This is a genomic window from Lacrimispora sp. (assembly GCF_031982545.1).
GTDB lineage: Bacteria > Bacillota > Clostridia > Lachnospirales > Lachnospiraceae > Lacrimispora.
The window spans coordinates 59,550-83,447 of sequence record NZ_DALYXB010000012.1; the positions used below are offsets into that span (position 1 = coordinate 59,550).

26 protein-coding genes are annotated in these 23,898 nt (G+C 41.9%); 22 read left to right on the forward strand and 4 right to left on the reverse strand.

Annotated features, from left to right (window positions below; translation table 11 throughout):
- Positions 1 to 35 precede the first annotated feature (35 nt).
- From ABS301_RS19455 to larA, 14 genes are all read left to right on the forward strand, one after another.
- Complete coding sequence (locus tag ABS301_RS19455) at positions 36 to 593, forward strand: DUF1349 domain-containing protein (protein ID WP_502877987.1); 558 nt, start codon at positions 36 to 38, stop codon at positions 591 to 593.
- Between the two features lie 207 nt (positions 594 to 800).
- Positions 801 to 1,535 carry a class I SAM-dependent methyltransferase gene (locus tag ABS301_RS19460; protein WP_349673788.1) on the forward strand — a complete coding sequence of 245 codons (735 nt, stop codon included), beginning with the start codon at positions 801 to 803 and terminating at the stop codon, positions 1,533 to 1,535.
- A gap of 18 nt (positions 1,536 to 1,553) precedes the next feature.
- Positions 1,554 to 2,489 carry a nickel ABC transporter permease gene (gene nikB, locus ABS301_RS19465; protein ID WP_349673789.1) on the forward strand — a complete coding sequence of 312 codons (936 nt, stop codon included), beginning with the start codon at positions 1,554 to 1,556 and terminating at the stop codon, positions 2,487 to 2,489.
- Positions 2,486 to 3,322 (forward strand): nickel transporter permease, encoded by an 837-nt coding sequence (gene nikC, locus ABS301_RS19470; RefSeq protein ID WP_349673790.1) that lies wholly within the window; start codon positions 2,486 to 2,488, stop codon positions 3,320 to 3,322. Before nikB ends, nikC begins: the two co-directional genes overlap by 4 nt.
- 26 nt (positions 3,323 to 3,348) lie before the next feature.
- Positions 3,349 to 4,137 (forward strand): ABC transporter ATP-binding protein, encoded by a 789-nt coding sequence (locus ABS301_RS19475; RefSeq protein ID WP_349673791.1) that lies wholly within the window; start codon positions 3,349 to 3,351, stop codon positions 4,135 to 4,137.
- Entirely contained in the window at positions 4,130 to 5,113 is a 984-nt protein-coding gene (locus tag ABS301_RS19480; protein ID WP_349673792.1) for an oligopeptide/dipeptide ABC transporter ATP-binding protein, read from the forward strand. Before ABS301_RS19475 ends, ABS301_RS19480 begins: the two co-directional genes overlap by 8 nt.
- Entirely contained in the window at positions 5,110 to 6,702 is a 1,593-nt protein-coding gene (locus tag ABS301_RS19485; RefSeq protein ID WP_349673793.1) for an ABC transporter substrate-binding protein, read from the forward strand. Before ABS301_RS19480 ends, ABS301_RS19485 begins: the two co-directional genes overlap by 4 nt.
- Positions 6,703 to 6,726: 24 nt before the next feature.
- The gene (locus tag ABS301_RS19490; protein ID WP_349673794.1) at positions 6,727 to 7,470 is read left to right on the forward strand and encodes a class I SAM-dependent methyltransferase; all 744 of its coding nucleotides are present in this window, start codon (positions 6,727 to 6,729) and stop codon (positions 7,468 to 7,470) included.
- Between the two features lie 121 nt (positions 7,471 to 7,591).
- Positions 7,592 to 8,287 (forward strand): FadR/GntR family transcriptional regulator, encoded by a 696-nt coding sequence (locus tag ABS301_RS19495; protein WP_349673795.1) that lies wholly within the window; start codon positions 7,592 to 7,594, stop codon positions 8,285 to 8,287.
- 17 nt (positions 8,288 to 8,304) lie between these two features.
- Positions 8,305 to 9,351 (forward strand): XdhC family protein, encoded by a 1,047-nt coding sequence (locus ABS301_RS19500; protein WP_349673796.1) that lies wholly within the window; start codon positions 8,305 to 8,307, stop codon positions 9,349 to 9,351.
- Between the two features lie 230 nt (positions 9,352 to 9,581).
- Positions 9,582 to 10,370, forward strand: coding sequence for an electron transfer flavoprotein subunit beta/FixA family protein (locus ABS301_RS19505; RefSeq protein WP_349673797.1), 789 nt, complete (start codon positions 9,582 to 9,584; stop codon positions 10,368 to 10,370).
- A 17-nt stretch (positions 10,371 to 10,387) separates the two neighbouring features.
- Positions 10,388 to 11,581: an electron transfer flavoprotein subunit alpha gene (locus ABS301_RS19510; RefSeq protein WP_349673798.1), complete on the forward strand. Its 1,194-nt coding sequence runs from the start codon at positions 10,388 to 10,390 to the stop codon at positions 11,579 to 11,581.
- Positions 11,582 to 11,653: 72 nt separating this feature from the next.
- A complete protein-coding gene (locus tag ABS301_RS19515; RefSeq protein ID WP_349673799.1) occupies positions 11,654 to 13,051 on the forward strand; it encodes an FAD-binding oxidoreductase in 1,398 nt (465 codons plus the stop codon).
- Between the two features lie 33 nt (positions 13,052 to 13,084).
- Positions 13,085 to 14,359, forward strand: coding sequence for a nickel-dependent lactate racemase (larA, locus tag ABS301_RS19520; protein WP_349673800.1), 1,275 nt, complete (start codon positions 13,085 to 13,087; stop codon positions 14,357 to 14,359).
- A 64-nt stretch (positions 14,360 to 14,423) separates the two neighbouring features.
- Here larA and ABS301_RS19525 read toward each other — a convergent pair whose 3' ends face one another.
- A complete protein-coding gene (locus ABS301_RS19525; RefSeq protein ID WP_349673801.1) occupies positions 14,424 to 15,674 on the reverse strand; it encodes a hypothetical protein in 1,251 nt (416 codons plus the stop codon).
- 238 nt (positions 15,675 to 15,912) lie between these two features.
- On the opposite strand from ABS301_RS19525, the gene ABS301_RS19530 reads away from it, so the two are divergent.
- Positions 15,913 to 17,367 carry an NADP-dependent glyceraldehyde-3-phosphate dehydrogenase gene (locus ABS301_RS19530; protein ID WP_349673802.1) on the forward strand — a complete coding sequence of 485 codons (1,455 nt, stop codon included), beginning with the start codon at positions 15,913 to 15,915 and terminating at the stop codon, positions 17,365 to 17,367.
- 67 nt (positions 17,368 to 17,434) lie between these two features.
- Here ABS301_RS19530 and ABS301_RS19535 read toward each other — a convergent pair whose 3' ends face one another.
- On the reverse strand, positions 17,435 to 17,899 hold the full coding sequence (locus ABS301_RS19535) for a cupin domain-containing protein (RefSeq protein ID WP_349673803.1): 465 nt from the start codon (positions 17,897 to 17,899) through the stop codon (positions 17,435 to 17,437).
- A gap of 211 nt (positions 17,900 to 18,110) precedes the next feature.
- Here ABS301_RS19535 and ABS301_RS19540 point away from each other — a divergent pair, with 211 nt between their 5' ends.
- Positions 18,111 to 18,974 carry a response regulator gene (locus ABS301_RS19540; RefSeq protein ID WP_349673804.1) on the forward strand — a complete coding sequence of 288 codons (864 nt, stop codon included), beginning with the start codon at positions 18,111 to 18,113 and terminating at the stop codon, positions 18,972 to 18,974.
- Positions 18,965 to 19,423, forward strand: coding sequence for a chemotaxis protein CheX (locus ABS301_RS19545; RefSeq protein ID WP_349673805.1), 459 nt, complete (start codon positions 18,965 to 18,967; stop codon positions 19,421 to 19,423). The genes ABS301_RS19540 and ABS301_RS19545 overlap by 10 nt, the downstream gene beginning before the upstream one ends.
- Before the next feature lie 56 nt (positions 19,424 to 19,479).
- On the opposite strand, the gene ABS301_RS19550 is transcribed toward ABS301_RS19545, so the two are convergent.
- Positions 19,480 to 20,898 (reverse strand): S8 family peptidase, encoded by a 1,419-nt coding sequence (locus tag ABS301_RS19550; RefSeq protein WP_349673806.1) that lies wholly within the window; start codon positions 20,896 to 20,898, stop codon positions 19,480 to 19,482.
- 65 nt (positions 20,899 to 20,963) lie between these two features.
- Positions 20,964 to 21,155, reverse strand: coding sequence for a hypothetical protein (locus ABS301_RS19555; protein WP_349673807.1), 192 nt, complete (start codon positions 21,153 to 21,155; stop codon positions 20,964 to 20,966).
- 206 nt (positions 21,156 to 21,361) lie between these two features.
- Here ABS301_RS19555 and ABS301_RS19560 point away from each other — a divergent pair, with 206 nt between their 5' ends.
- From ABS301_RS19560 to ABS301_RS19580, 5 genes are all read left to right on the forward strand, one after another.
- Positions 21,362 to 21,925, forward strand: a complete 564-nt coding sequence (locus tag ABS301_RS19560; RefSeq protein ID WP_349673808.1) for a PadR family transcriptional regulator — start codon at positions 21,362 to 21,364, stop codon at positions 21,923 to 21,925.
- The gene (locus tag ABS301_RS19565; protein ID WP_349673809.1) at positions 21,903 to 22,556 is read left to right on the forward strand and encodes a class I SAM-dependent methyltransferase; all 654 of its coding nucleotides are present in this window, start codon (positions 21,903 to 21,905) and stop codon (positions 22,554 to 22,556) included. Before ABS301_RS19560 ends, ABS301_RS19565 begins: the two co-directional genes overlap by 23 nt.
- A 105-nt stretch (positions 22,557 to 22,661) precedes the next feature.
- Positions 22,662 to 23,249: a TetR/AcrR family transcriptional regulator gene (locus ABS301_RS19570; RefSeq protein ID WP_349673810.1), complete on the forward strand. Its 588-nt coding sequence runs from the start codon at positions 22,662 to 22,664 to the stop codon at positions 23,247 to 23,249.
- Positions 23,250 to 23,263: 14 nt separating this feature from the next.
- A complete protein-coding gene (locus tag ABS301_RS19575) occupies positions 23,264 to 23,515 on the forward strand; it encodes a zinc ribbon domain-containing protein (protein WP_349673811.1) in 252 nt (83 codons plus the stop codon).
- 32 nt (positions 23,516 to 23,547) lie between these two features.
- On the forward strand, positions 23,548 to 23,856 hold the full coding sequence (locus ABS301_RS19580; protein WP_349673812.1) for a carboxymuconolactone decarboxylase family protein: 309 nt from the start codon (positions 23,548 to 23,550) through the stop codon (positions 23,854 to 23,856).
- The last annotated feature ends 42 nt before the right edge of the window (positions 23,857 to 23,898 follow it).

Genomic DNA, 23,898 nt, shown 5'->3' on the forward strand with positions numbered 1-23,898 from the left:
TTAAGGGAAAATTTACGGATGGTAATCTTTACTGGATCAGAGAACTGAAAACCTGTGAGATTTCAGATGACAGAATTGAAATGATAACGGAGCCTGGAACTGATTTATGGCAGCGCACGTATTATGGATTTCAGAATGACAATGCTCCGGTTCTTCAGCTGAAGACGAAAGAAACGTATTTTTCCTTTGTTGTAAAAACAGAGTTTGCAAGCGGCCACCGCTTTGATCAGTGTGGCGTAGTCATGTATCTGGACAGTGAGAACTGGCTGAAGGCATCTGTTGAATATGAAAATGAAGAATTTCAGCGGCTTGGAAGTGTTGTCACAAACCATGGATACTCAGATTGGGCAACGACAGATATTGATGCTTCTATAAAAGAATTGTGGTATCGGTTAAGCAGGCGGGAGTCAGATTATTGCATCGAATGCAGTCTGGACGGAGTCAACTTTAAGCAGATGCGAATCTGCCATATGTGGGAAGGTGCAGGAGAGATATCTTTTGGCATCTATGCATGCAGCCCGGAAGACTCCTCCTTTAAAGCAGTGTTTACACAGATGAATATCACGGAATGTATGTGGAAGGAACACAAATAAGCTGATTTTGAGAAAACCTTGAGTGAAAAGACTCGGGGTTTTTCTGTTTTCAGAAGTAACAGATAATAAAATGGGGCAGAAAAATATCCCCTCCCCTGGCTTGTAGGTAATTTCACAATAAAGTATAATTGCAATTATGTGAAAATGGTATATTTGTGTAGTTTTACAGGAAAGAAAAATGTACAGACAGAACTGGGGGCAGAATCAATGAACAGAGATGAACGACAGAAACCATGGGGAGATGGGGAGGAATATAACCGTTACATAGTTTCAGAACTGGCATCCTTTCGAAAAGATGCATGGAAAAGACAGATTGGAAAACATCTGAATGGAAGAAAAGGATTAAAAATATTGGATGCCGGCACAGGACCCGGCTTTTTTGCGTGTATTCTTTCAGAGGAAGGACAACATGTGACAGGGATTGACTATTCGGACGGAATGATTGCTTGCGCCAAAGATAATGCAAAAAAACTGGGAGTGTCAGCAGATTTTAAGAAAATGGATCTCAATCAGCTGGAGTTTAAGGACGAAGAATTTGATGTGATTGTTACAAGAAATGTGACTTGGACATTGGAATATCCCAAACAAGTCTACAATGAATGGAAGCGGATCTTAAAGAGGAACGGAAGGCTCTTAATTTATGACGCCAACTGGCATCTTCATTTCTTTGATGAAGAAAAACTTAAGCGTGTCAGAGAAAGAGAAGAACGTTACTTACACAAATATGGGCAGAAAGAGGTTGTAGCGATTGAAAATATGGAATTCTTTGCAGCCTCTCCACTGACAAGTACACTGCGTCCGGTATGGGATAAACAGGCACTTGAGAATATGGGCATGAGTGTACAGATACAGGATAATATTGGGGAAAACGTGTATGAAGAATGGGAAAAGGATCTCTACGGTGAGTCTCCCTTATTTGAGATTTGTGCCACAAAATGTTGATGAAGGGATTGTATTAAGGTGACAAAGAAAACCATAGCCAGTCGTATCTTGCAGATTATCATCGTATTGTTTGGAATTGGGTTCTTGACATTCGGCCTTACTTATCTTGCGCCCGGTGATCCTGTAAAGGCAATGTATGCCGCAAACGGAAGTGTTCCCAGTGAAGAAGTGATGGAGGCTATGCGGGAGAAAATGGGTTTAAACAACCCTTTCCCGGTACGGTATTTCAACTGGTTATTCAGTAGTCTGCACGGAGATCTGGGTACTTCCTATTCACTGAATAAACCGGTTGTGTCTGTACTGTTGCAAAGACTGTGGCCCACATTAAAACTTACACTGTTTTCAATGATTCTCATGCTTGCAGTATCCGTTCCATTTGGTGTTCTTTCAGCAGTAAAACACAATAAGGCAGCTGACTATATCATACGAGTCTTCTCATTTGTGGGAGTTTCATTGCCAAGCTTCTGGCTTGGCGTGATGCTGATTTACATTGTTGCACTGAAGTTTAAGCTTCTTCCTGTTATATCCTCTGACACTGGGTTTAAGAAAATGATTTTACCAGCTGTCACTCTCGCTTTTCCCATGACAGCAAAATATACCAGGCAGATACGTGCTGCTGTATTGGAAGAATTACATCAGGATTATGTTGTAGGTGCACGGACCAGAGGGTTAAAGGAGAGTACGGTTCTCTTTGGGCATGTCCTTCCTAATGTACTACTTCCGTTAGTCACATTGCTGGGCTTATCCTTTGGATCGCTTCTTGGAGGAACCGCGGTTGTGGAAGTCATCTTTTCTTACCCGGGGTTAGGCAATCTGGCTGTATCTGCAGTAGCTGCCAGAGATTATCCGCTGATTCAGGGATATGTTCTATGGGTTGCCCTGATCTATATGGTGATCAATCTGATTGTTGATATTGCCTATGAGAAACTGGACCCCAGGACGAAAGTGAGGTGAGAGACATACAGAAGATACTTGCATTTTGCAAAAATCATAAACAGTTTACAGTCTTTTGTATCTTAGCTCTTGTTGTTATTGGGACAGCTGTTTTTGCTCCTTTTATAGCTACCCATAATCCGTATGAAGCGGTGATAGCAAACGCAGAACAACCGCCGGATGCAAAGCACTGGTTCGGAACAGATAAATTGGGACGAGACCTGTTTTCCCGAGTTATATATGGAACACGAACGTCTCTGACTTCGGCACTGCTCTTAGTGGTGATTACATTGTTTGCTGGCTCGGTACTTGGCATTTTTGCAGGCTATTTCGGCGGAGTCACCGATTCCGTTATTATGAGAATATCTGATATGATGATTTCATTTCCCGGACTTGTACTGGCAATCGCAATAGCTGGAATTCTCGGCCCCAGTCTTTTGAATGCCATCATTGCAATTGTAGCTGTCAGCTGGACAAAGTATGCGCGTCTCGCCCGGAGCCTTGTACTTAGAATAAAGCATAAGGATTATATGTCAGCAGCTGTACTGACTGGATCCAAGACTGGTTATATCCTTAGAAACTATATATGTAAAATGACTATGCCTATTTTGATTGTTACGGCTGCTACAGATATGGGCACGATGATGCTTGAAATAGCTGCACTTTCCTTTCTTGGATTTGGAGCACAGCCACCCATTCCTGAATGGGGAATGATGCTGAGTGAGGGACGCGCTTATTTACAGACCGCCCCCTGGATGATGTTTTTTCCAGGTCTGGCTGTATTTATTGTTGTTGCTGTATTTAATTTGCTGGGGGATAGTCTGAGAGATATCCTGGATCCGTTGAGTGATTGATGAAAGACCGGCAGCAGGAGGAAATTATGCTGGAAATACAAAATATATCGGTTAATTATAATAAAAGCGGCAAACCAGCAGTTGAAAATTTCTCCCTGGCTGTAAAACAGGGAGAAATCTGTTGTCTGGTGGGAGAAAGCGGAAGCGGGAAAACTTCTGTTATCCGTGCAGTTATGGGGAATCTGCCGGGACGGGGAAGGGTAGCACAGGGAGATATCTTCTTTGAGGGAGAATCTCTTTTATCAAATACAGCAAGTGACTGGAGAAAGATTTATGGCACAGAAATTTCCGTGATTTTTCAGAATTCAGGAGCCATGTTGAATCCAATCCGTACAATCGGTTCCCAGTTTGTTGAATATATCCGCGCCCATGGAGATTATAGCAGAAAAGAAGCATGGGAAAAAGGTGTAGAAATGCTGGAGCGCGCGTGTCTGCCTGATGGGGAGCACATCATGAAATCCTATCCGTTCCAACTTTCAGGCGGTATGAAACAGCGTGTTGGAATTGCGTTTGCCATGGTTTTTAAGCCGAAGCTGCTGCTTGCCGATGAGCCTACCAGCGCACTGGATATCACAATGCAGGCGCAGATGATCCGCCAGATGATGAAATTGAGAGAGGAGTATGGCACCAGTATTATTATGATAACCCATAACCTGGCTCTTGCAGCATATATGTCGGATCATATTGTGGTGATGAAAGACGGAAAAATAGCAGACAGCGGTGACAGAGATCACATTTTGCATAATTCCCAGGCTGAATATACAAAGAAACTCTTATCTGCAGTGCCGTCACTGGGAGGTTATTATTATGTTTGAACGGGATGATCTGATTATTGAGGCCAGGCATCTTACAAAAACATATCAACTATCCAGGCATAGAATTCTGACCGCCTGTGATGATGTCAGCCTTAATTTCTACAAGAACCGGACCCTTGGTATCGTTGGAGAGAGTGGTTGCGGAAAAAGTACTTTTATGCAAATGGCAGTGGGGCTGGAAAAACCAACTTCTGGGGAAATATTGTTTCATGGAAAAAATATCACAGAGCGAAAAGGCGAAGAACTTCGTCTAAGCCGCAGAAACATTCAGATGATTTTTCAGGATCCTGGGGAAGCATTTCACCCCCGGATGAAAGTGAAAGAAATAATTTGTGAACCGCTTTTTAATTTTAATCTGATTAAGAAAAATGAAATGGATTCAAGAGCCAGAGAACTTCTTGAAATGGTAGAACTTCCGGGCAGCTTTGCAGAGCGTTATCCCCATGACATGAGCGGTGGTCAGCGGCAGCGTATCGGTATTGCCAGAGCATTGGCACTGGAACCGGAAGTGATTATTTGTGATGAAATAACATCGGCACTTGATGTTTCTGTGCAGCAGACAATTGTGGAACTGCTTTTAGATCTGCAAAAGAGGAAACAGATATCCATAGGCTTTATCAGCCATGATCTGGCATTGGTACAGCAATTTGCACACCAGATCGCAGTTATGTATCTGGGCAATGTTGTTGAGATTTTAAGCGGAAAAGAAGTCAGCACAAAAGCCAGACACCCGTATACACAGGCGTTACTGGATTCTATTTTTGATCTTCACATGGATTTTTCAAAGGAAATAGTCAGCATGGAAAGTGAAATACCAAGCCCATTGAATATACAAGATGGATGCCCTTTCCAAAACCGCTGTATTCATTGTATGGATGTATGCAGAGCAGAAAAACCAGGATTATGGGAGATAGAACCCAATCATCTGGTAGCATGCCATCAAATTAATCGTTTTAAATATCAGGAGGATAAATGAAGAAAGCAGAATTAAAAAAAATAATTGCGGTTTTTTTATCAACAGCTATGTGGGGCAGCTTGTTGTCTGGATGCGGGGCTGCGGCAGGCACTGGGAAGACATCAACTGGCGCAGAAGAAGGTAAAAAGACACTGGTAATCGGAAGCGGTCAGTCAGCGGGTACTTTGGACCCGATTAAGGCTTATAATGGCTGGTATCCGGTACGTTATGGCATTTGCCAGACTTTAACAAAAATGAATGATGATTATTCCATATCCGGCTGGCTTACAGAGGATGATTATTCCTCCAATGAGGACAATACGGTATGGACTTTTACCATAAAAGACAAGGTGACATTTTCCAACGGAAACAAGCTGGATGCGGAGGCCGTTAAAAAATCTCTGGAGAATGTTTTTGAGAATGGAGAAAGAGGTGTGGAGTATTTCGCCCCTGTTTCCATAGAAGCTGAAGGCCAGAAACTGGTGATTACCACCCAAAAGCCGGAGCCCATTTTGCCGAATAAGCTGGCTGATCCATTATTCTGTATCATAGACACATCGGTTGATAACAGCAAAATCGGGGATAACGGTCCAATTGGAACTGGTCCGTATGTATGTGAATCCTTTGATACTGCCACAAAGAAATGTGTGGTAGTTAAAAACGAGAATTACTGGAATGGGGAAATAAAGACGGATCGGATTGAATTCATTTATTCTGAGGACCAGTCCACAATCAGTATGGGACTTCAGTCAGGTGACTTCGATGCGGTCTATAATGTCAGCATGAATGATATTGGTACATTTGAAAAAAACAGCGATTATAAAATTAAAACAAACCCCAGTGGGCGTACCACCATTGGTTTTATGAATCAGAAAGGAGCACTGGGCGACAAAGTACTTCGTGAGGCAGTCCTTCAAATGCAGGACAAAGATTCTTACTGCAAAATTTTGCTGAAAAATCAGTATGTTCCAGGAAAAACACTGATAACATCTGCCTCCGATTATGGATACGATACGCTGACGGATCCCAATGCTTACAATCCTGAGAATGCAAAAAAACTGTTGGATGAAGCAGGCTATACCGATGTTGACGGAGATGGCTTCCGTGAAACTCCGGCTGGAGAGCCATTAAATCTTCGTTTCGTCTATTATACCGGACGCCCGGAACAGCAGATTGTTGTGGAGGCAGCTCAGGCAGCGATGGCCAAGGTGGGAATCAAAGTCACCCCGGAAGTCCATGATACCCAGACCGTTATGGATATGCAAAAGACGGGTGATTATGATTTGCTTTGTATGAGCATTAACATCATGAACTGCGGAGATCCTGAGAATCAGATCAATACCTATTTTAAAGCGGGCGGTACCTATAATGCAACAGGATATAACAGCGAAGAGTTTAATTCTCTTATGGACCAGGTGCATGTAAGTGCAGATCCGAAACAGAGAAAAGATCTGATCAAACAGGCAGAGCAGGTTCTTTTAAATGACGGGGCAGCAATTTATTTTTGTTATCCCATAATGAACTTTGTTATGAAAAAACATGTTGACGGAATTAATTCTACCCCTGCAGATTTCTACTGGGTTGATGAAAATACAACGGTCAATCATTAGCAGGCATTGGAGGAGCAGTTACTTATGAGTGAAGTAAATGACATAAACTTAAACAAGAAAATTAAAGAAGAGGTGACGGACTACTGGTCCTCACGGGCAGAGATATTTAATGAACTAAAAATACAAGAGCTGAATTCTGATATGCGCGGGCGATGGCTGAAGGAACTTCAAACCTATCTACCTGCTAAAAAAGGTCTTAAAATACTGGATATTGGTACAGGAACAGGTTTTTTCTGCTTTTTACTTGGGGCGGAAGGCCACGACCTGACGGGGATTGATCTCACTGAGAAAATGATCCGGGAAGCAAGAAAATCATCGTCCATTTTGGGAATACCTGCTGAATTTTATGTAATGGATGCAGAGATGCCGGATTTTCCAGATGACAGCTTCGATGCGATTGTCACCCGCAATGTGGCATGGACATTGCCGGATCTTAAAAAAGCTTATGAGAAATGGCATAATCTTTTGAAAGAGGATGGAGTCCTCATTAATTTTGACGGAGATTACAGCAGAGAGAATGAACAGCAAAAACTGCCGGAAAATCATGCACATTCAAAGATTACGCAGGAACAGTGGAGTGCATATGAACATTTAAAAACGGAACTGCGTCCCATCTCAAATCCAAGACCTGCATGGGATGTTCAGCTTCTGAAATCTGCAGGATTTAAGGAGATCAGGTTGGATGAGCAGGTGGGAGACAGAATTTACAGTGAAATAAACCAATTCTATAATCCTACCCCTATTTTCACAATAGCAGCAAGAAAATAATAACAGATTGAGTTACTCCGGATGTTTCTCCTGCATACATGCTTGACCTGCCGATGGTGTTGAATTAATATGGTATTAATTGTATAATATGACTAAGCATGTCAGCAAGCAGGAGGATAAGATGTTCAGCCCAATTAAAAACACGAAGGTTTATGAACAGGTAATGGATCAGATCAGGGAAATGATTGACAACGGAGTTTTGAAAAAAGGAGACAAGCTTCCTTCTGAGAGAGATTTAGTTGAAGAATTACAGGTGAGCAGAGCGTCAATCCGGGAAGCTCTCCGGGCGTTGGAAGTCATTGGATTAATCGAGTGCAGGCAGGGAGAAGGAAATTTTATTAAATCAAGCTTCCAGGATAATTTGTTTGAACCTTTATCTATCATGTATACGCTGGAAGGAACCAATCCGGAAGACATACTGGAATTAAGAAAGATTATGGAAGTAGAGGCTTCCGGTCTGGCTGCAAAGAGAATAACCGATGAACAATTAGGCGAATTAAAAGAAATCATGGAACGGTTTGAAAACTGTACAGATGAAAAAATGAATGCAATGATTGATAAAGAGCTGCATTATAAGATTGCAGAGTACTCAGGAAATGTGTTGATTTTTAATATTCTAAGAACTGTTTCCCATCTGGTAGATGATTTTATTAAAGATACCAGGAAATTAATCATAGCGGACCAGGAAAAGAAAAAAATACTTTTGTTACAACATAAGGAAATCTATCTGGCCATTGAGATGCACAGTTCTGTTGCAGCACGTAAAGCGATGCGTCAGCATCTTGATTACACCAACAAGTATATTAAAATGATCTGATGATAAGGAGAAAAAATATGTTGGAACTATACAAAGCCATTGCAGACTGCGATCCCAATAAAAGAAATATGGTTGCGACAGTGATCGACGGAGACGCATTGGGACAGAAGGCATTGTTTTCTGATGAGATGCTTATCTGTGAGACAAAAGAGTCCGGTTATTTTTCTGGGCATGCTGAAACGATATGGAACGTGGCAAGTAACAAAGATCAATGCAAGAAAGGGTTGATTACTCTTGATGGCAGGCGGATTTACTGTGACTGGCTGGGTCAGGAGATTCATCTGGTGATATGTGGTGCAGGTCATGTCTCAATTCCGGTGATACAGATTGGTCTCATGATGGGGTGTAAAGTCACCGTGCTTGAAGACCGCCCCCAGTTTGCAGACAATGCAAGGCGGGCAGGAGCGACAACGGTTATTTGTGAACCATTTGAACAGGGACTGAGCCAAGTGGAGGGCAGCAGTAATACGTATTTTGTTATTGTAACTAGAGGCCACCGCTATGATCAGACGTGTCTGGAACTGATCGCCAGGAAAAAACAGGCCTATATTGGAATGATTGGAAGCCGGGCACGGGTGGCAAAGGTAAAAGAGACCGCATTGTTAAACGGCTGCGATAAGACAGTTCTTGATCAGTTATACAGTCCCATAGGCCTGAGTATCAATGCGGAAACTCCGGTTGAAATCGGAGTTGCTATTATGGCAGAAATCATTGAAGTGAAGAACAAGAAGATGCGTTCCAGCGGATATTCCAAAGATATATTGCACGCCATTTTGAAGCCGGAAGAAAAAACAGGACGAAACGTTCTGGTTACCATTGTGGCAAGAAAGGGGTCTGCTCCCCGGGATGTTGGTACTAAGATGCTGGTAACGCCGGAAGGAAGGTGTATTGGAACCATTGGCGGCGGTTGTATGGAGTCAGAGGTTCTGCAGATCGCATTCCAGATGCTTCACAGTGAAAGGGAGAAGTCCCAGCTTTTCCATGTGGATATGACCGGAGCAGATGCGGAAGAGGAAGGCATGGTGTGCGGCGGGGTTATTGATGTATTGCTAGAAGTGATCTGAATCTGATGGTACAAGGTCAGAACGGCTTAAAATCAAATTGATCAGCCGCTCTGACCTTTTTATTTTTATATTTTTACTATAATTTTTGAAAATGTATAGATGTTTTTTTAATATTGTGATATTATGGCAATAAGTGGTCAGACCATTATACCAATAAAGCAATACAAATTCATGTTACGTTTGTATGATTTGCCACACTATATTTAATACATAGAAAGAGAGGGATACGTATGGATATTTTAGTCTGTATCAAGCAGGTTCCGGATACATCAAAAGTTGAAGTGGATCCGGTAACTGGTGTTTTAAAAAGAGATGGTGTAGATTCAAAAATGAACCCTTATGACTTGTATGCTTTGGAAACCGCACTGAAAATGAAGGAGCAGCAGGGTGGATTGGTAAAGGTGATCAGCATGGGACCGCCTCAGGCGAAAGAGGTAATTAAAGAAGCTTATATGATGGGAGCAGACGACGGAGCATTAATAACGGACAGAAAGTTTGCAGGAGCAGATGTACTTGCAACCTCTTACACTATTTCCCAGGGCGTGAGAAAAATGGGGGATTTTGATCTTATATTATGCGGAAAGCAGACAACAGATGGTGATACCGCTCAGGTAGGACCAGAGATGGGGGAATATCTTGGAATCCCGCATATTACCAACGTCTTAAAAATTGTAGAAATTAAAGAAAAATCAATCATAGTAGAAATGGATATGCCGGACACCATTGAAGTCGCCGAAATTCAGTTTCCATGTTTAATTACCGTGGAGAAAGATATTTTTCAGCCAAGACTGCCATCTTACAAGAAAAAGTTAGAGGCAAAAGACAAGGAAATCAAAATACTGACCATCAATGATTTTGAAGATAAAGATGAGATGAAATATGGGTTAAATGGTTCCCCCACACAGGTAGAGAGAATATTCCCTCCATCCATCAACAAGGACAGAGAAATATGGACTGGAACCGGCGATAAACTCAGCTTACAGATGGCATCAAAACTGAAAGAGTTAAAATTTATATAAAGAAGGGTGGGGATTTTATGGGCAAGTTAATATGTAACCAGGAGAATGTGAATAAGTCAAATATCGAAGAATTATTAAAAGTCTGTCCTTTTGGAGCAATTGAATACACGGACGGAAAAGTACAGGTGAATGCAGGCTGTAAGATGTGTAAGATATGTGTGAAAAAGGGTCCTGCAGGCGTGATGGAATTTGTTGAAACTGAGACAAAAAAGGTTGATAAGAGCTTGTGGAGAGGAATAGCCGTCTATGTTGATCATGTAGAAGGAACCATTCACCCGGTGACAATGGAGCTGATCGGAAAAGCCAGAGAGCTTGCTTCAGTTGTTGATTTCCCGGTGTATTGCATTTTTATTGGCCACAATATAAAAAAGAAAGCAGAAGAGCTGCTGCATTACGGTGTGGATGAAGTCTTTGTATACGATAACAAAGAATTAAAGGATTTCAGAATCGAAACTTATACGGCAGCCATGGAAGACTTTATAAATAAAGTTAAACCGTCTTCCATTCTGGTGGGTGCCACGACCACAGGAAGATCTCTTGCTCCCAGAGTAGCTACCAGGTTCAGAACCGGATTAACTGCTGACTGCACCATACTTGAAATGAAGGAAAACACAGATCTTGTACAGATCAGACCGGCCTTTGGCGGCAATATTATGGCTCAGATTATATGCCCCAATACAAGACCCCAGATGGCAACGGTAAGATATAAGATTATGAATGCACCAGAAAGACAGTGGGATCCCAAAGGAACGATAACGGTATGTGAACTGGAACCGGAAAAAATGAAATCCCAGATAGAGGTTTTAAAGATTACAAAGAAAAAAGCAGAGGAAAATATATCTGATGCGGAGGTGATCGTTGCAGTAGGCAGAGCCATAAAATCTGAAAAAGATATGGCTATGGTGCAGGATCTGGCAGATCTGCTCCATGCCCAGATTGCTGGAACAAGGCCTCTTGTGGAGGCAGGGCTGATTCCGGCAAAGAAGCAGATTGGTCTTTCCGGGAGAACGGTGAAGCCAAAACTGATCATTGCCCTGGGAATATCCGGTGCCGTTCAGTTTGTGGCAGGAATGAATCACTCAGATCGTATTTTTGCTATCAATAAAGACGAAAACGCCTCGATCTTTCATACAGCACATTATGGAATCGTAGGAGATATTTATGAAATCGTGCCCCAGCTTGTGAAAGACTTAAAGTGTACAGGAGCGTAGTTAACAATTTATACATAGAATGCGGGCCGATATATTGATACAAAATTACGAATCAAGGAGGGAATAATTGTGATGGATTATAAGAAAATTGATACCGGAGACGTGGAATATCTGGTGACTCTGCTAGGCAGGGACAGAGTATTTACCGATGATGAAATTAATGATGATTTCAGTCATGATGAAATGGGCGGAATAAGCCGGAGGCCAGATGTACTGGTGGATGTTCTTACAACAGAAGAAGTATCAAAGATCATGAAATATGCCTATGACCATAGAATTCCTGTTGTAGCCAGAGGATCAGGTACTGGTTTAGTGGGAGCCTCCGTTCCGGTTTACGGAGGAATTATGATCAATATGTCTAAGATGAACCGGATACTGGAAATAGACGAAGAAAATCTGACTCTGACTCTGGAACCGGGGGTCTTATTAATGGAAATCAGTGAATTTGTCGAAGAACATGATTTGTTCTATCCCCCAGATCCAGGTGAAAAATCAGCGACGATTGCCGGTAACATCAATACCAATGCAGGAGGCATGAGAGCGGTTAAGTATGGAGTTACCAGAGATTACGTAAGAGGGCTGGAGGTTGTTCTTCCAAACGGGGAAATCCTTGAAATCGGTGGTAAGGTGGTAAAAAACTCCTCCGGCTATAGTATAAAAGACTTAATATGCGGGTCAGAAGGAACCCTTGGAATTGTAACAAAGGCCATTTTAAAACTGCTTCCCTTGCCTAAAAAGGCGATATCACTGTTAATTCCATTTCCCAGCCTGGATATGGCGATCAGTACGGTTCCAGAAATCGTGAAATCAAAAGCTGCTCCCACTGCCATAGAATTTATGCAGAGAGAAGTAATTCTGGCAGCCGAGGAATACTTAGGGAAAAAATTTCCTGACAATTCTTCCGATGCATATCTCTTACTGACATTTGACGGAAATACCAGGGAGGAAATCGAAGGGGCATATGAAAAAGTAGCGGATATCTGCCTGAAGGAAGGTGCCTGCGATGTATTTATTGTTGATACAGATGAGAGAAAGGACTCTGTCTGGTCTGCAAGAGGAGCATTTCTGGAAGCTGTGAAAGCATCAACCACAGATATGGATGAATGTGACGTAGTAGTTCCCAGAAATAAAGTTGCCGAGTTTATTAAATATACCCACGAACTTCAAGACAGATTTCAAGTAAGAATCAGAAGCTTTGGTCATGCAGGAGACGGGAATCTTCATGTATATGTATTAAAGGATGAGCTTTCAGAGGAAGCCTGGAAAAAGAAACTTTCAGAAGTATTTGAAGCCATGTACAGCAAATCAAGGGAGCTAAGCGGCCTGGTATCCGGAGAACATGGAATTGGTTTTGCCAAGAAAGCATATATGCTGGAACAATACAGTCATGAATATGTAGAACTGATGAAGAATATAAAACTGGCTTTTGATTCCAGAAACATTTTAAACCCGGGGAAGATTTTTCAGTAAATCAATGGGATAAAAAGATCGTGAGGGAATCTTATGGCCAAAATAAAAATACCGTATTCAAATAGACTTTTAGAGGTTGAAATTCCAGATCATAATCTGGTTGGAATATTAGAATCAAAAGCTCATACTTATCACGCCAGTGGCAGTCAGGAGGAGATTGTAAACAGGGCTTTGGATCACCCAATCGGAAGTCCATCCCTAGAAGAGCTGGTTCGGGGAAAGAAAAACATGGTGATTATAACAAGTGATCATACCAGACCTGTTCCAAGCAAAGTGACAATGCCAATCCTTCTTAAACGGATCAGGGCGGTAAACCCCGATATTGATATTAAAATATTAATTGCTACCGGCTTTCACAGACCCGATACAACGGAAGAACTGATCCATAAGTTTGGACAGGAAATAGCAGACCATGAAGTGATCATCAATCACTTATCAGAAGATGAAAACAGCGTAGTGAGAGTGGGAACGCTACCTTCCGGCGGAGAACTCTGGCTTAATAAGCTGGCTATGGAAACGGAGTTATTGATTTCCGAAGGATTTATAGAGCCTCATTTTTTCGCGGGATTTTCCGGAGGAAGAAAGAGTGTACTTCCAGGCGTGGCATCAGCGAAAACAGTAATGGCAAACCATTGCTCCGAATTTATAGCAAGCGAGTACGCCAGGACGGGAGTCATTCATGACAACCCCATTCATAACGATATGCTTTATGCAGCCAGACAGGCAAAGCTTGCATTTATACTGAATGTTGTCATTGACAGTGAAAAAAATATTATTAATGCTTTTGCAGGAGACAGCGAACAGGCACACACAGAAGGATGTGAATTTGTTATGGATCTGGCTTCGGTCAAGGCTGTAAAAGCTGATATTGCCGTTACCTCCAATGGAGGATATCCTCTTGACCAGAATGTATATCAGTCTGTGAAAGGAATGACGGCAGCTGAAGCTGTGTGCAAAGAGGACGGGGTTATAATTATGGTCTCAGCCTGTAATGACGGGCATGGAGGTAAATCCTTTTATGAAAACATGGCAAATGCAAAGAGTCCGGAAGAAGTACTTAACCGTGTCATGAAAACCGGGAGAAATGAAACGATACCCGATCAATGGGAGTTCCAGATACTTGCGCGGATACTTAAAAAGCATACAGTCATACTTGTTTCGGATCTATGTGATCCGGAAATGATTAAAAAAATGCATATGCAGCATGCAGATACATTTGAGGAAGCACTTAAGAGGGCTTTGGAAATAAAAGGGTCAGATGCGGACATAACAGTCATACCCGATGGGGTGGGGGTAGTAGTGAAATGAATCAGGAAAAGGAGTTCTCCAAAGAGAACTCCTTTTCTATTTGGCGTTCATGATCATTATGTATTTACCGTTCCTGCTGGATTGACGAAACCGGGATATTACAGTACTTCTCCATCACAGCTGCGTACCTGCCCCAATCAAAATCATTGTAAAAATGTTTATTATCTACGATTTTGAAATTGCTGTACCCGTAAGTAGTCGTCCATGAAAGCTCGTCAGGCGGCGGATTGCTGAGTGCCAACTCGCTGAATATTTCCTCTCCGGTTAATAAATCCACAATGCGTATTTTTAAGCTCATAAGATACACAGCAAAATTTCTGCTGCCAGTGTAAGTGGAATAATACTTTCCATCCGTGTATTCTTCATAAACTGCAAAACGTGCATCTGCCGGATTGATTACAGGAACCAAAGCATCGGACTCTCTTGCATATGCATAAGCGCCATACACAGAGTCATTGATATCATACTTATGAATCAAATCCCCGTGGGTTGGATCATTCACGATACGAATATATCCTCCATCCCACGTGCCTGCAGGTGGAAACTCACGCATCAGTTGTTCTGATTCCTCCAATGAAAAAACGTGAACCGGACTATCTGTGTAATATATATTTCTGAATTTTCCAGGGTCGATGGCTTGCATAAATCGATTCTGAATGTCATCGTCTGCGTTTTGAAAGGCGGTTTTAATGTCATTTGAGAGATAAGTCAGAAAATCCGGATTTATTTTTTCTAATAAACCGGGGCTTGTTTTTTCATAATAAAACCAGATGCCCTCCGTTGTCGCTGGTTCGTACAAGTCTTCCCCCAGAATATTTTTCCCGCATTCAGCCAGAACCTCCTTAAGCCCTGTGTGCTCCTCTGGAATATCAGAGTCTGGCAAAAGCAACATAAGCCACAGTACTTCTTCATCGCTGAACCACACCGTTTCTGATTTGGTATTATACTGGCTGTCACGCGGCCAATCGTGATAATATGGATTGTCGTCCGCAGCTTTGGATCGAAGCCCTTCTGCAATAAAGTCAAAGTTTCCAAGCTTAATTAACAGTTCCACGTTCTTACGGGTATCTCTGTAAGAAAAATCATGGTCTGACAGATAGTACTTCCAAAGATTTCTTAAATTCTGTTCCATAGAATTTTTCTCTTTCAGCAACTTAAATTCTTGATCATAGCCGACTTCATGAAGAGAATTAACCAATTGTGAATAATCATCCCTACGCTTTTGCAGTTCCACTTCGCTAAGTGACGGTGCACAACTTGATAATAGTATGGAAATAGTAATTGCAAATAATAAAAATATCATCCTTCGTTTCATCTCATATCCCCTGTATTATGTAAAATATTCACGCCTGTCATTAAAAATATATTCTGGCGCTTAAAGTTCTATTGTATCATAATGATTGCTATTATCAAATAATTAATAAAAAGTTTATTTGCATTGAGAACGGATGTTCTATATACTGGAAGCATATAAAATCATTGGTATCTGATTTTATATTTTAGGTATATTATAGACAGATGGTCATTATAAAGAAATGAGAGGAGAGAATCATATGGCTGGATTATGCAATGAGAATCTTATATATAACAATTTAATCAATGGGCAGTGGACAGAATCTGCATCAGGAGATGTCATAACCATAACATCACCTGCGGACGGTTCTTTCGTGGGTAAGATACAGGCGATCAGTAAGGAAGAAGTAGATGATATTGTCCGGTATTCCAAAGCCGGTCAATCCCAGTGGGCTACTGTACCCATATACGAAAAAGCAGCGATCCTTTATAAGGCTGCAGCGCTCCTGGAAGAACGGACAGAAGAAATATCTGATATCCTCATGATGGAGATCGCAAAAGATAAGAAATCTTCCGTATCAGAAGTCAAACGAACTGTGGACTTTTTACGTTTTACTGCAGATGCAGGGAAAAGTCTGGAAGGAATCGCAGTGAGCGGTGAGAATTTCCCAGGGGGCTCACGCAATAAGATGTCCTATATAAAGAGAATTCCTCTTGGTACCGTATTAGCGATATCCCCCTTTAACTACCCAATTAATTTATCGGCCTCCAAGATAGCACCAGCATTAATGGGGGGCAATGCAGTTATATTGAAACCTGCAACACAAGGCGCCATCAGTGCACTTCACCTTGTAAAAGCATTGCAGGATGCAGGACTTCCGGCAGGGGTGATGCAGACAGTAACTGGAAAAGGAAGTGAGATCGGCGATTACATTGTAACCCACCAGGGAATTGATTTTATTAATTTCACAGGCAGCACGGAGGTGGGCAGGCACATATCCCAGATTTCCTGTATGACGCCCCTGCTTCTGGAACTTGGCGGCAAGGATGCGGCTCTTGTACTGGAAGATGCAGATTTGGAGTATGCGGCAGATAATATCGTGGAAGGTGCATTTTCCTATTCCGGACAGCGCTGTACAGCGGTAAAACGAATTATTACCACAGATAAAGTAGCGGACCAGTTAGTCACCATGCTGAAATCAAGAATTGAAAAATTGTCTGTCGGAGATCCCAGAAAATCTGCGGTTGTTACCCCCTTAATTGATCAGAAGGCAGCGGATTTTGCGGTATTTTTAACTCAGGATGCCCTTGACAAAGGGGCTGAACTGATTGTGGGTAATAAACGAGAAGGGAACCTGATTTATCCCACCTTGTTAGATAAGGTGACAGTGGATATGGAGATCGCGTGGAAAGAACCATTTTCGCCGATTCTGCCGATTATCCGGGTAAAGAATATGGATGAAGCAGTGGAAATTGCCAACCGTTCCGAGTATGGTTTACAATCTTCCGTATTTACAAAAGACATTAATAAAGCGTTTCTCATTGCTGAGAAATTAGAAGTGGGAACGGTTCAGATTAATAATAAGACGGAACGGGGACCAGATCATTTTCCGTTCCTGGGAGTAAAGGCTTCCGGTATGGGGACTCAGGGGGTAAGATATTCCATAGAAGCCATGACAAGACCAAAAGCTGTTACCATTAATGTCACACATTAAAACACAATACTGCAGCCTGCCCGGTTCATACGGGCAGGCTGCAATTTTATGTCTCATAAGAACCCGATCAGCTTTCATCGTTGGAAATGCTGTCGGCCTTGGTTGGATGTACGGTGCCCCATTCGTAGTGAGGAGGAGCATAGACAGAAGTCATTCTAAGGGGCTGGTTTCCAATATTAACAATATTATGCCAGATGCCTGCAGGAACAAATATGCTGTAATTGTCAAATACCAAATATTGGGAATCCATGGAAAGCTTTGAAGTTCCAAGCTGAACCAGACCCAGGCCTTCCTCCACTCTCAAAAACTGGTCAAGATCTGAATGGACTTCCAGACCCACGGTTCCTTTCACTGGTATGTTCATCAGTGTGACTTGAAGATGGTCTCCGGTCCACAATGTAGTGCGAAAATTGTCATTTTGTCTGGCTGCTTTTTGCATGTCAATAATAAATGGATTTGGACCGAAATCCGAAGGAAATTCCGGCAGATTCGTCATTTCAGAATCGAATTCGGTTTTGTCGTTTTCAAACATAGCATCATTCACCGATATAATCGTTTCTATTATTATATGAGCTGTAAAATATGAGTGATACCGTTTTCGGTGATATTTGGAAAAAATATGACTTAATAAACGAACCTTTGTAATCAGACAAGTAAACCTTTTGACAAAATACGCCATTATATGATATTGTTGTATAATAAAAAAGGTAATAATCATTATTAATTACAGGAGGCTTTATTCTATGGCGGGTACAAAAGTTGTTATAGTTGATGATTCTCCCTTCTCTATCGCGTTTATCAAAGGAATTCTTGTTAGAAACGGTCTTGAAGTAGTTGGAGAAGCGGGGACACTGGAAGAAGTAAAACAGGTGATACAGGAAACAAAGCCTCAGCTTGTGACGATGGATATGACACTGCCTGGAACCGATGGATTGGAGTGCACCCGTGCAATTCATGAAATTGACAGAAACATTAAAGTTATTGTTATCAGTTCCATGATGGATGATGAAATTGTGAAAGAAGCAAAAGAAAACAAGGTTTCAGCCTATGTCCAGAAACCAATTGATGAAGACGAGCTGATGACTGCGGTAAACCGTGTTATGTCATCGGAAGAACTGTTTCGTTTTTTATCAAGTGAGTATATTAAGATTTTTAAAGAAGCACTTCTTGACGGAACAAACAAACTTACAAAGTCGTTGATCCAGTATAAGGATGAACATGTCTGCAGCAAGGAATTCCAATCAGAAGGTCTGGCAGTTATCGTAGGTATCATCGGTAAGTTTTCCGGAAGAATGCTGATTGATGTAAAGATGGAAACAGCTTATAAGCTGACTGCTTCCATTATGAAAAGAGAGGCTTCAGGCATTGATGAGGTGCTTGCAGTACTTGGAGAGTTTACCAACATTGTATCCGGGAATGCCTGCTCTATCATAAACAGAATGAATAAGGCTTATGGACTCCGGGTGGCACCACCCACAATCATGCATGGGGAAAGTATTCATATTACTGCTCCTGGATATACAACAACAAACATACTGGCGGATTCCGATTTTGGAGAAATTTTGTTAAATATAGGTTTTCAAAGGGGTGATGATCAGTGGATGTAAAATACATAAATCCTTTTATTGAAGCATTTCTTTCTGTTATGCCCCAGCTGGGATTTGAAAAAGTTGAAAAGACCAATTTAAGCCTGAAAGATTGCAATCTGACTTATACAGGTGTCATTATGACAGTTGGTATTGTAGGAGAGATAAAAGGAAATGTTGTCTATTATCTGGATCTGGAAAGCGCAAAAAAAGTAGCATCTACGATGATGATGGGGATGCCAGTGGATGATTTTAATGAAATGGCGCAGAGTGCAATTTCAGAACTGGCCAATATGCTTACAGCCAATGCTGCTACATTTTTTTCCAACATTGGTATTACGGTAGATATCTCAACTCCTACGCTGCTTTATGGTGATCAGGTTTCTGTGAAGATGAATTCCAATCAGATTCTTTGTATTGAGTTGCTGGCAGACGATATTCCAATTGATATTAATATTGCATTTTCATAAAGTAATTGATAAGACCTGTGAATGAGGAACCATCCGGATTCACAGGTCTTTTTCTATTAGGTAAAAGTAGAGATCTGTTCAAAAAAATGAAGCATATCTATTCTGCCATATCCCCATATGTTATTTGGATAGAAGTAAGCGTTATCACGTTTTGCGCAGCGTATTATCATGCGGTTTGCCTTTACCCCGGTGATCGGAGTATGGTTGCCTCTGACAAATCCCCATTCCATTATCATTGCAGCAGCACCGGCAGCATGCGCGGCAGCGGCGCCGGTGCCAGTAAGCGTACCGTACCGGTTTCCCGGCAGAGCGCAGGGGATTTTAAAACCAGGAGCAGAAACATCTGGAACAATCTCACCAAACCGGGAGAATCCTCTGCCGGATTCTTCCAGAAAACAGTTGTCAAGTTGATTATAAGCCGCTACTGTCAGGGGAACACGTGCATCTCCCGGGGAGGTAATGGTTGTATTTGGATCTGATTGATAAAAGCGGGTATCAGCAGTGATAAGGTTTCCCGAGGGGAGCCAGCAGTGAAAGGAAAAGGGCTCATTTCCTTCGCTTTTAACCCTGCAGTGCCAGATGCCGGGTAAGGGATTGTCGAAACGGACCAGTATCATCTGATCTCCGGTAGAACCTTCCAGAATAATATTATTGATGAAGACAGAACTCTGTCCCTGTGACAGACTGAACGTCTGACAGGTATTAATGGAAGTATAGTGACTGCTTACTATTTCACAATCCGGAGAGTAGAGTTCAAGGGTGATCCTCCCGGCTGGAAATGGCCAGATCTCCATGGAGAACATTCGATCCTCTGTCCCTACTTTTAGATCAAAGCCGCTGTAAAAGGGCGGTGTATGAGAATAACAATAATAATGCCGCTTAAGGGCTGCTTCGTTGCCTGCTGCAATGACAGTACCAATACGTGGCTGTCTGGTCAGCTGATCTAAATAAGAACAAAGGGGTCCACGCCCATCATGTCCCCCCTGGCTGCTGCCCATGCAGATACAAAGAATCAGAGGCCGGTTTAACTGTTCCGCCACACCCAGAAGATATCGGATACCAAGCATAATATCAGACTCCTGATAACACAGGGAATAGTTCGGAATAAAATAAATCTGTTTTAAATTTTCTTTTGCTTCTTTTAATTTTACAACAGCCAGCTTACTCTGTGGAACAATTCCCATAAAAGAGTTTTCCTCATTATGGCTTCCTGATATGATACTGGAAACGGCAGTTCCGTGTCCGATTGTATCGACTTCAGGGACAATATTTAGTGGAAGAGGAGATTTTAAAGCAGTATTAATATGATTCTTTGTATATTCAGAGCCAAACGCAAAACCGGATGGAGGCTTGCCGGACTGGTCAGTCTGGTCCCAGATTGAAAGTATTCGGGTTGTTCCATCGTGATTTTGAAAAGCAGGGTGGGAATAATCAATGCCTGTGTCGATGATTCCAATTACAATTCCAAGCCCCATATAATTGGAAAGAAGCTGGTCAGCAAGGGCGGCACTGTCGGGAGGATCCGTGGATATGGTAGAAGTCAGTGTAAAAATGGAAGGAAAATTTTCGTATGGATGTAAGCCCAGATCGCAGGCCTGCCTATTTTTTTTGCCAGATGAAGCAGAGAATAATCACTGTTTAATTTTGTGACATTTTCTGAAAAGTCATTAGAAGGGATCAGGGTGTTGCTGATGATAAAGTCATAATAATCATTATCCAGTATATTGTTCATGACAAGCCTGCCTTTCTATAAAGTATATAACCATTTTATGCCAATGGAGGAACCAAATACCAAACAAATGGCAGAATACAGGAAAAAACAAAAAATACATAAAAAAACAGCATTAAGAAGACAAAATCGCATTGACAATTAGTCAGTACTGAGTATAATGAAAAATATAGATAGTCAGTACTGACTATAAAAAGGAGCAAATTCTTATGATACCATTGTATATACTTGGAATATTACTGCGCTTTGGACCGCAGCACGGCTACCAGATTAAAAAAATTATGGAAGAGCAGCTGGAGGATTTTACCAAGATCAAATTGCCGAATGTGTATTACCATCTTGAGAAAATGGAAGCTTCCGGTATTTTAACAGCCATAAGAGATAAGCAAAGTGCCAGACCTGAAAAAACTGTTTACTTTGTGGGACAGAGTGGGGCAGAAAAATTTAAGGAGTTGCTAAAGCAGACTCTGGATATGAGTTACCGTCCGGTTTTTGATGCTGACGCTGCATTCTATTTTTCTGAATATCTGACTGATTCTGATTTTTTACAGAGCCTGGCCCTTCATATCAGCAAGTTGAAAAAGCTAATGATGGGAATTGAAGATCACAGAACGGAGATGGAAAAAGTAATACCGGAAGAAATGAAGACTTATGCTGATATTATATTTAATCACCATCTGATGCATTACAAGGCTGAGCTAAGCTGGGCCGAAGAATCCATAGATGCGATCGGGAAGAAAGGAACAGGTTATGACAGCAGCAAGAGTAATTGAAACCAATGAGGGGATCCAGAGTGAAGTGACGGCAGAGATATTCGATGAGTTTGCAAAGGGTATGAGGGATAAGGGCTGGAATGGAGTGGCTGAGATGATAGCTTCCGGGATAAATGGGGGAGATATACTGGAAATAGGCCCCGGCCCTGGTTACGTTGGCCTGGAGCTGGCAAAACAGGTAAATCCAAAAACACTTACTGGCTGTGAGATCAGCCCTGCCATGATCCGTATTGCGGAAAAAAATGCCAGGGAGTATGGAATTCCAGCTCGTTATGTACAGGGCAATGGAATGAATATGCCTTTTGAGGATGCAGCATTTGATAGAGTAGTATCCAATGGATCCCTCCATGAGTGGGAAAATCCGGTTCAGGTTTTTAACGAGATTTACCGGGTTCTGCGCACAGGAGGAAGATATTGTATTACAGATATGAGACGGGATATCGGTTATTTAAAAAAATATATGATATATTTCAGTACAAAGCCCAAAGAATTAAGACCTGGATTTCTTTCCTCCCTGTATGCCTCTTATACTCTGGAAGAGATGGAGAAACTTCTTAACAGCAGCAGGCTTAAAGGTGGAGTAGTAATCAAGGATTTTATGGGGTTACGTATAACCGGTGAAAAGCTCTAGCCGGTTCCGTTTGGATTATATAATTATTTTTACAATAAAAATGTTGACAAGAGATAAAAAAAAGATTATATTGAGTACACACTCAATGAGTTGGTGGTCATTAATATGAAATCAAAAAGACAGATACAAAAAGAAAGTACCAGGCAGAAAATTATTGATACTGCATACCGGATCTATGCAACGGAAGGTTTCTCCGCTTCAACAGCCAGAATTGCCAGGGAGGCTGGGGTCTCACATGGAACTGTTTTTGCCCATTTCCAGTCCCTGAATGATTTGCTGGAGTGCATTATTGGTGAGTTTCAGATCAGCCTTGCCGCTGAATTTCACGATATGGGAGAATCCAGTGCCGGTGCCAGTGTCAGCGACTTTCTGGATGCACATTTAAAGGTTCTCATTGATCATGAGGAGTTTTATCTGCGCCTGATTACGGAGAGAAGCCTTTTGCCAGAAGAGGTACAGTATGTGTATGCGGATAATCAGTCCACAATTGCCCATCATTTCAATCTCCTGTTGTCAAGGGAGATAAAGAATGGAATTGTAAAAGAGGTTCCTGTTCATATGCTTTTTAATACCTGGCTTGGCATGGTTCATTATTATTTATGGAACAAGGATTTCTTTTCCCCGGACGAACCGGTTTTAGCCCGCTATGCAGGAGAATTGAAACACACATTTATAAGTCTGATTACGAAGTAGAAAAGGAGAGCGATATGAAGATATGCATCGCCTGCGGTATGCCTATGGAAAAGAAATCGGATTTTCCACAGGGCGACGAGCAGAAAGAATACTGTGTTTATTGTGCCAGACCCGACGGAACCATGCGGTCTTTTGAAGAGGCAAAAGCCGGTATGACAAAGTTTATTATGGAAACACAGGGGTTTGATGAATCAGCAGCAGAAAAAATTGCAGTGAGCAGTATGAAAAAGCTGCCCGCCTGGAAGGATCAGTTTTCTAAAGAATAAACAGAGTTACACAGAAAGAGAGGAGTAAAAGTATGCAGGTTAGCAATGCATTTTCAGTATTTGCACAGGAGGTACCGGAGGTTCAGACCCCATGGATGGAGATGATCCACAAGCTGGATTCAGTAAGCAGCCTTGATAAAAAGACAGAGGAACTTGCATATATAGCCGTTATGGCTGTTATGAGGCTGGAGAGCGGTTTGCCTTTCCATGTTCAGATGGCAAAAGCCCATGGAGCCACAAGAGCGGAAATAATCAGCAGCGTTCTTGTGGGACTGCCTGCAGCGGGAAATGTAGTAATACAGGCGCTGCCCGTTGCACTGGAAGCGTATGATAAAGAATAGAGGATAGAAAAGAGAAGGGAGAAAGCCATGATTTCGGCTTTC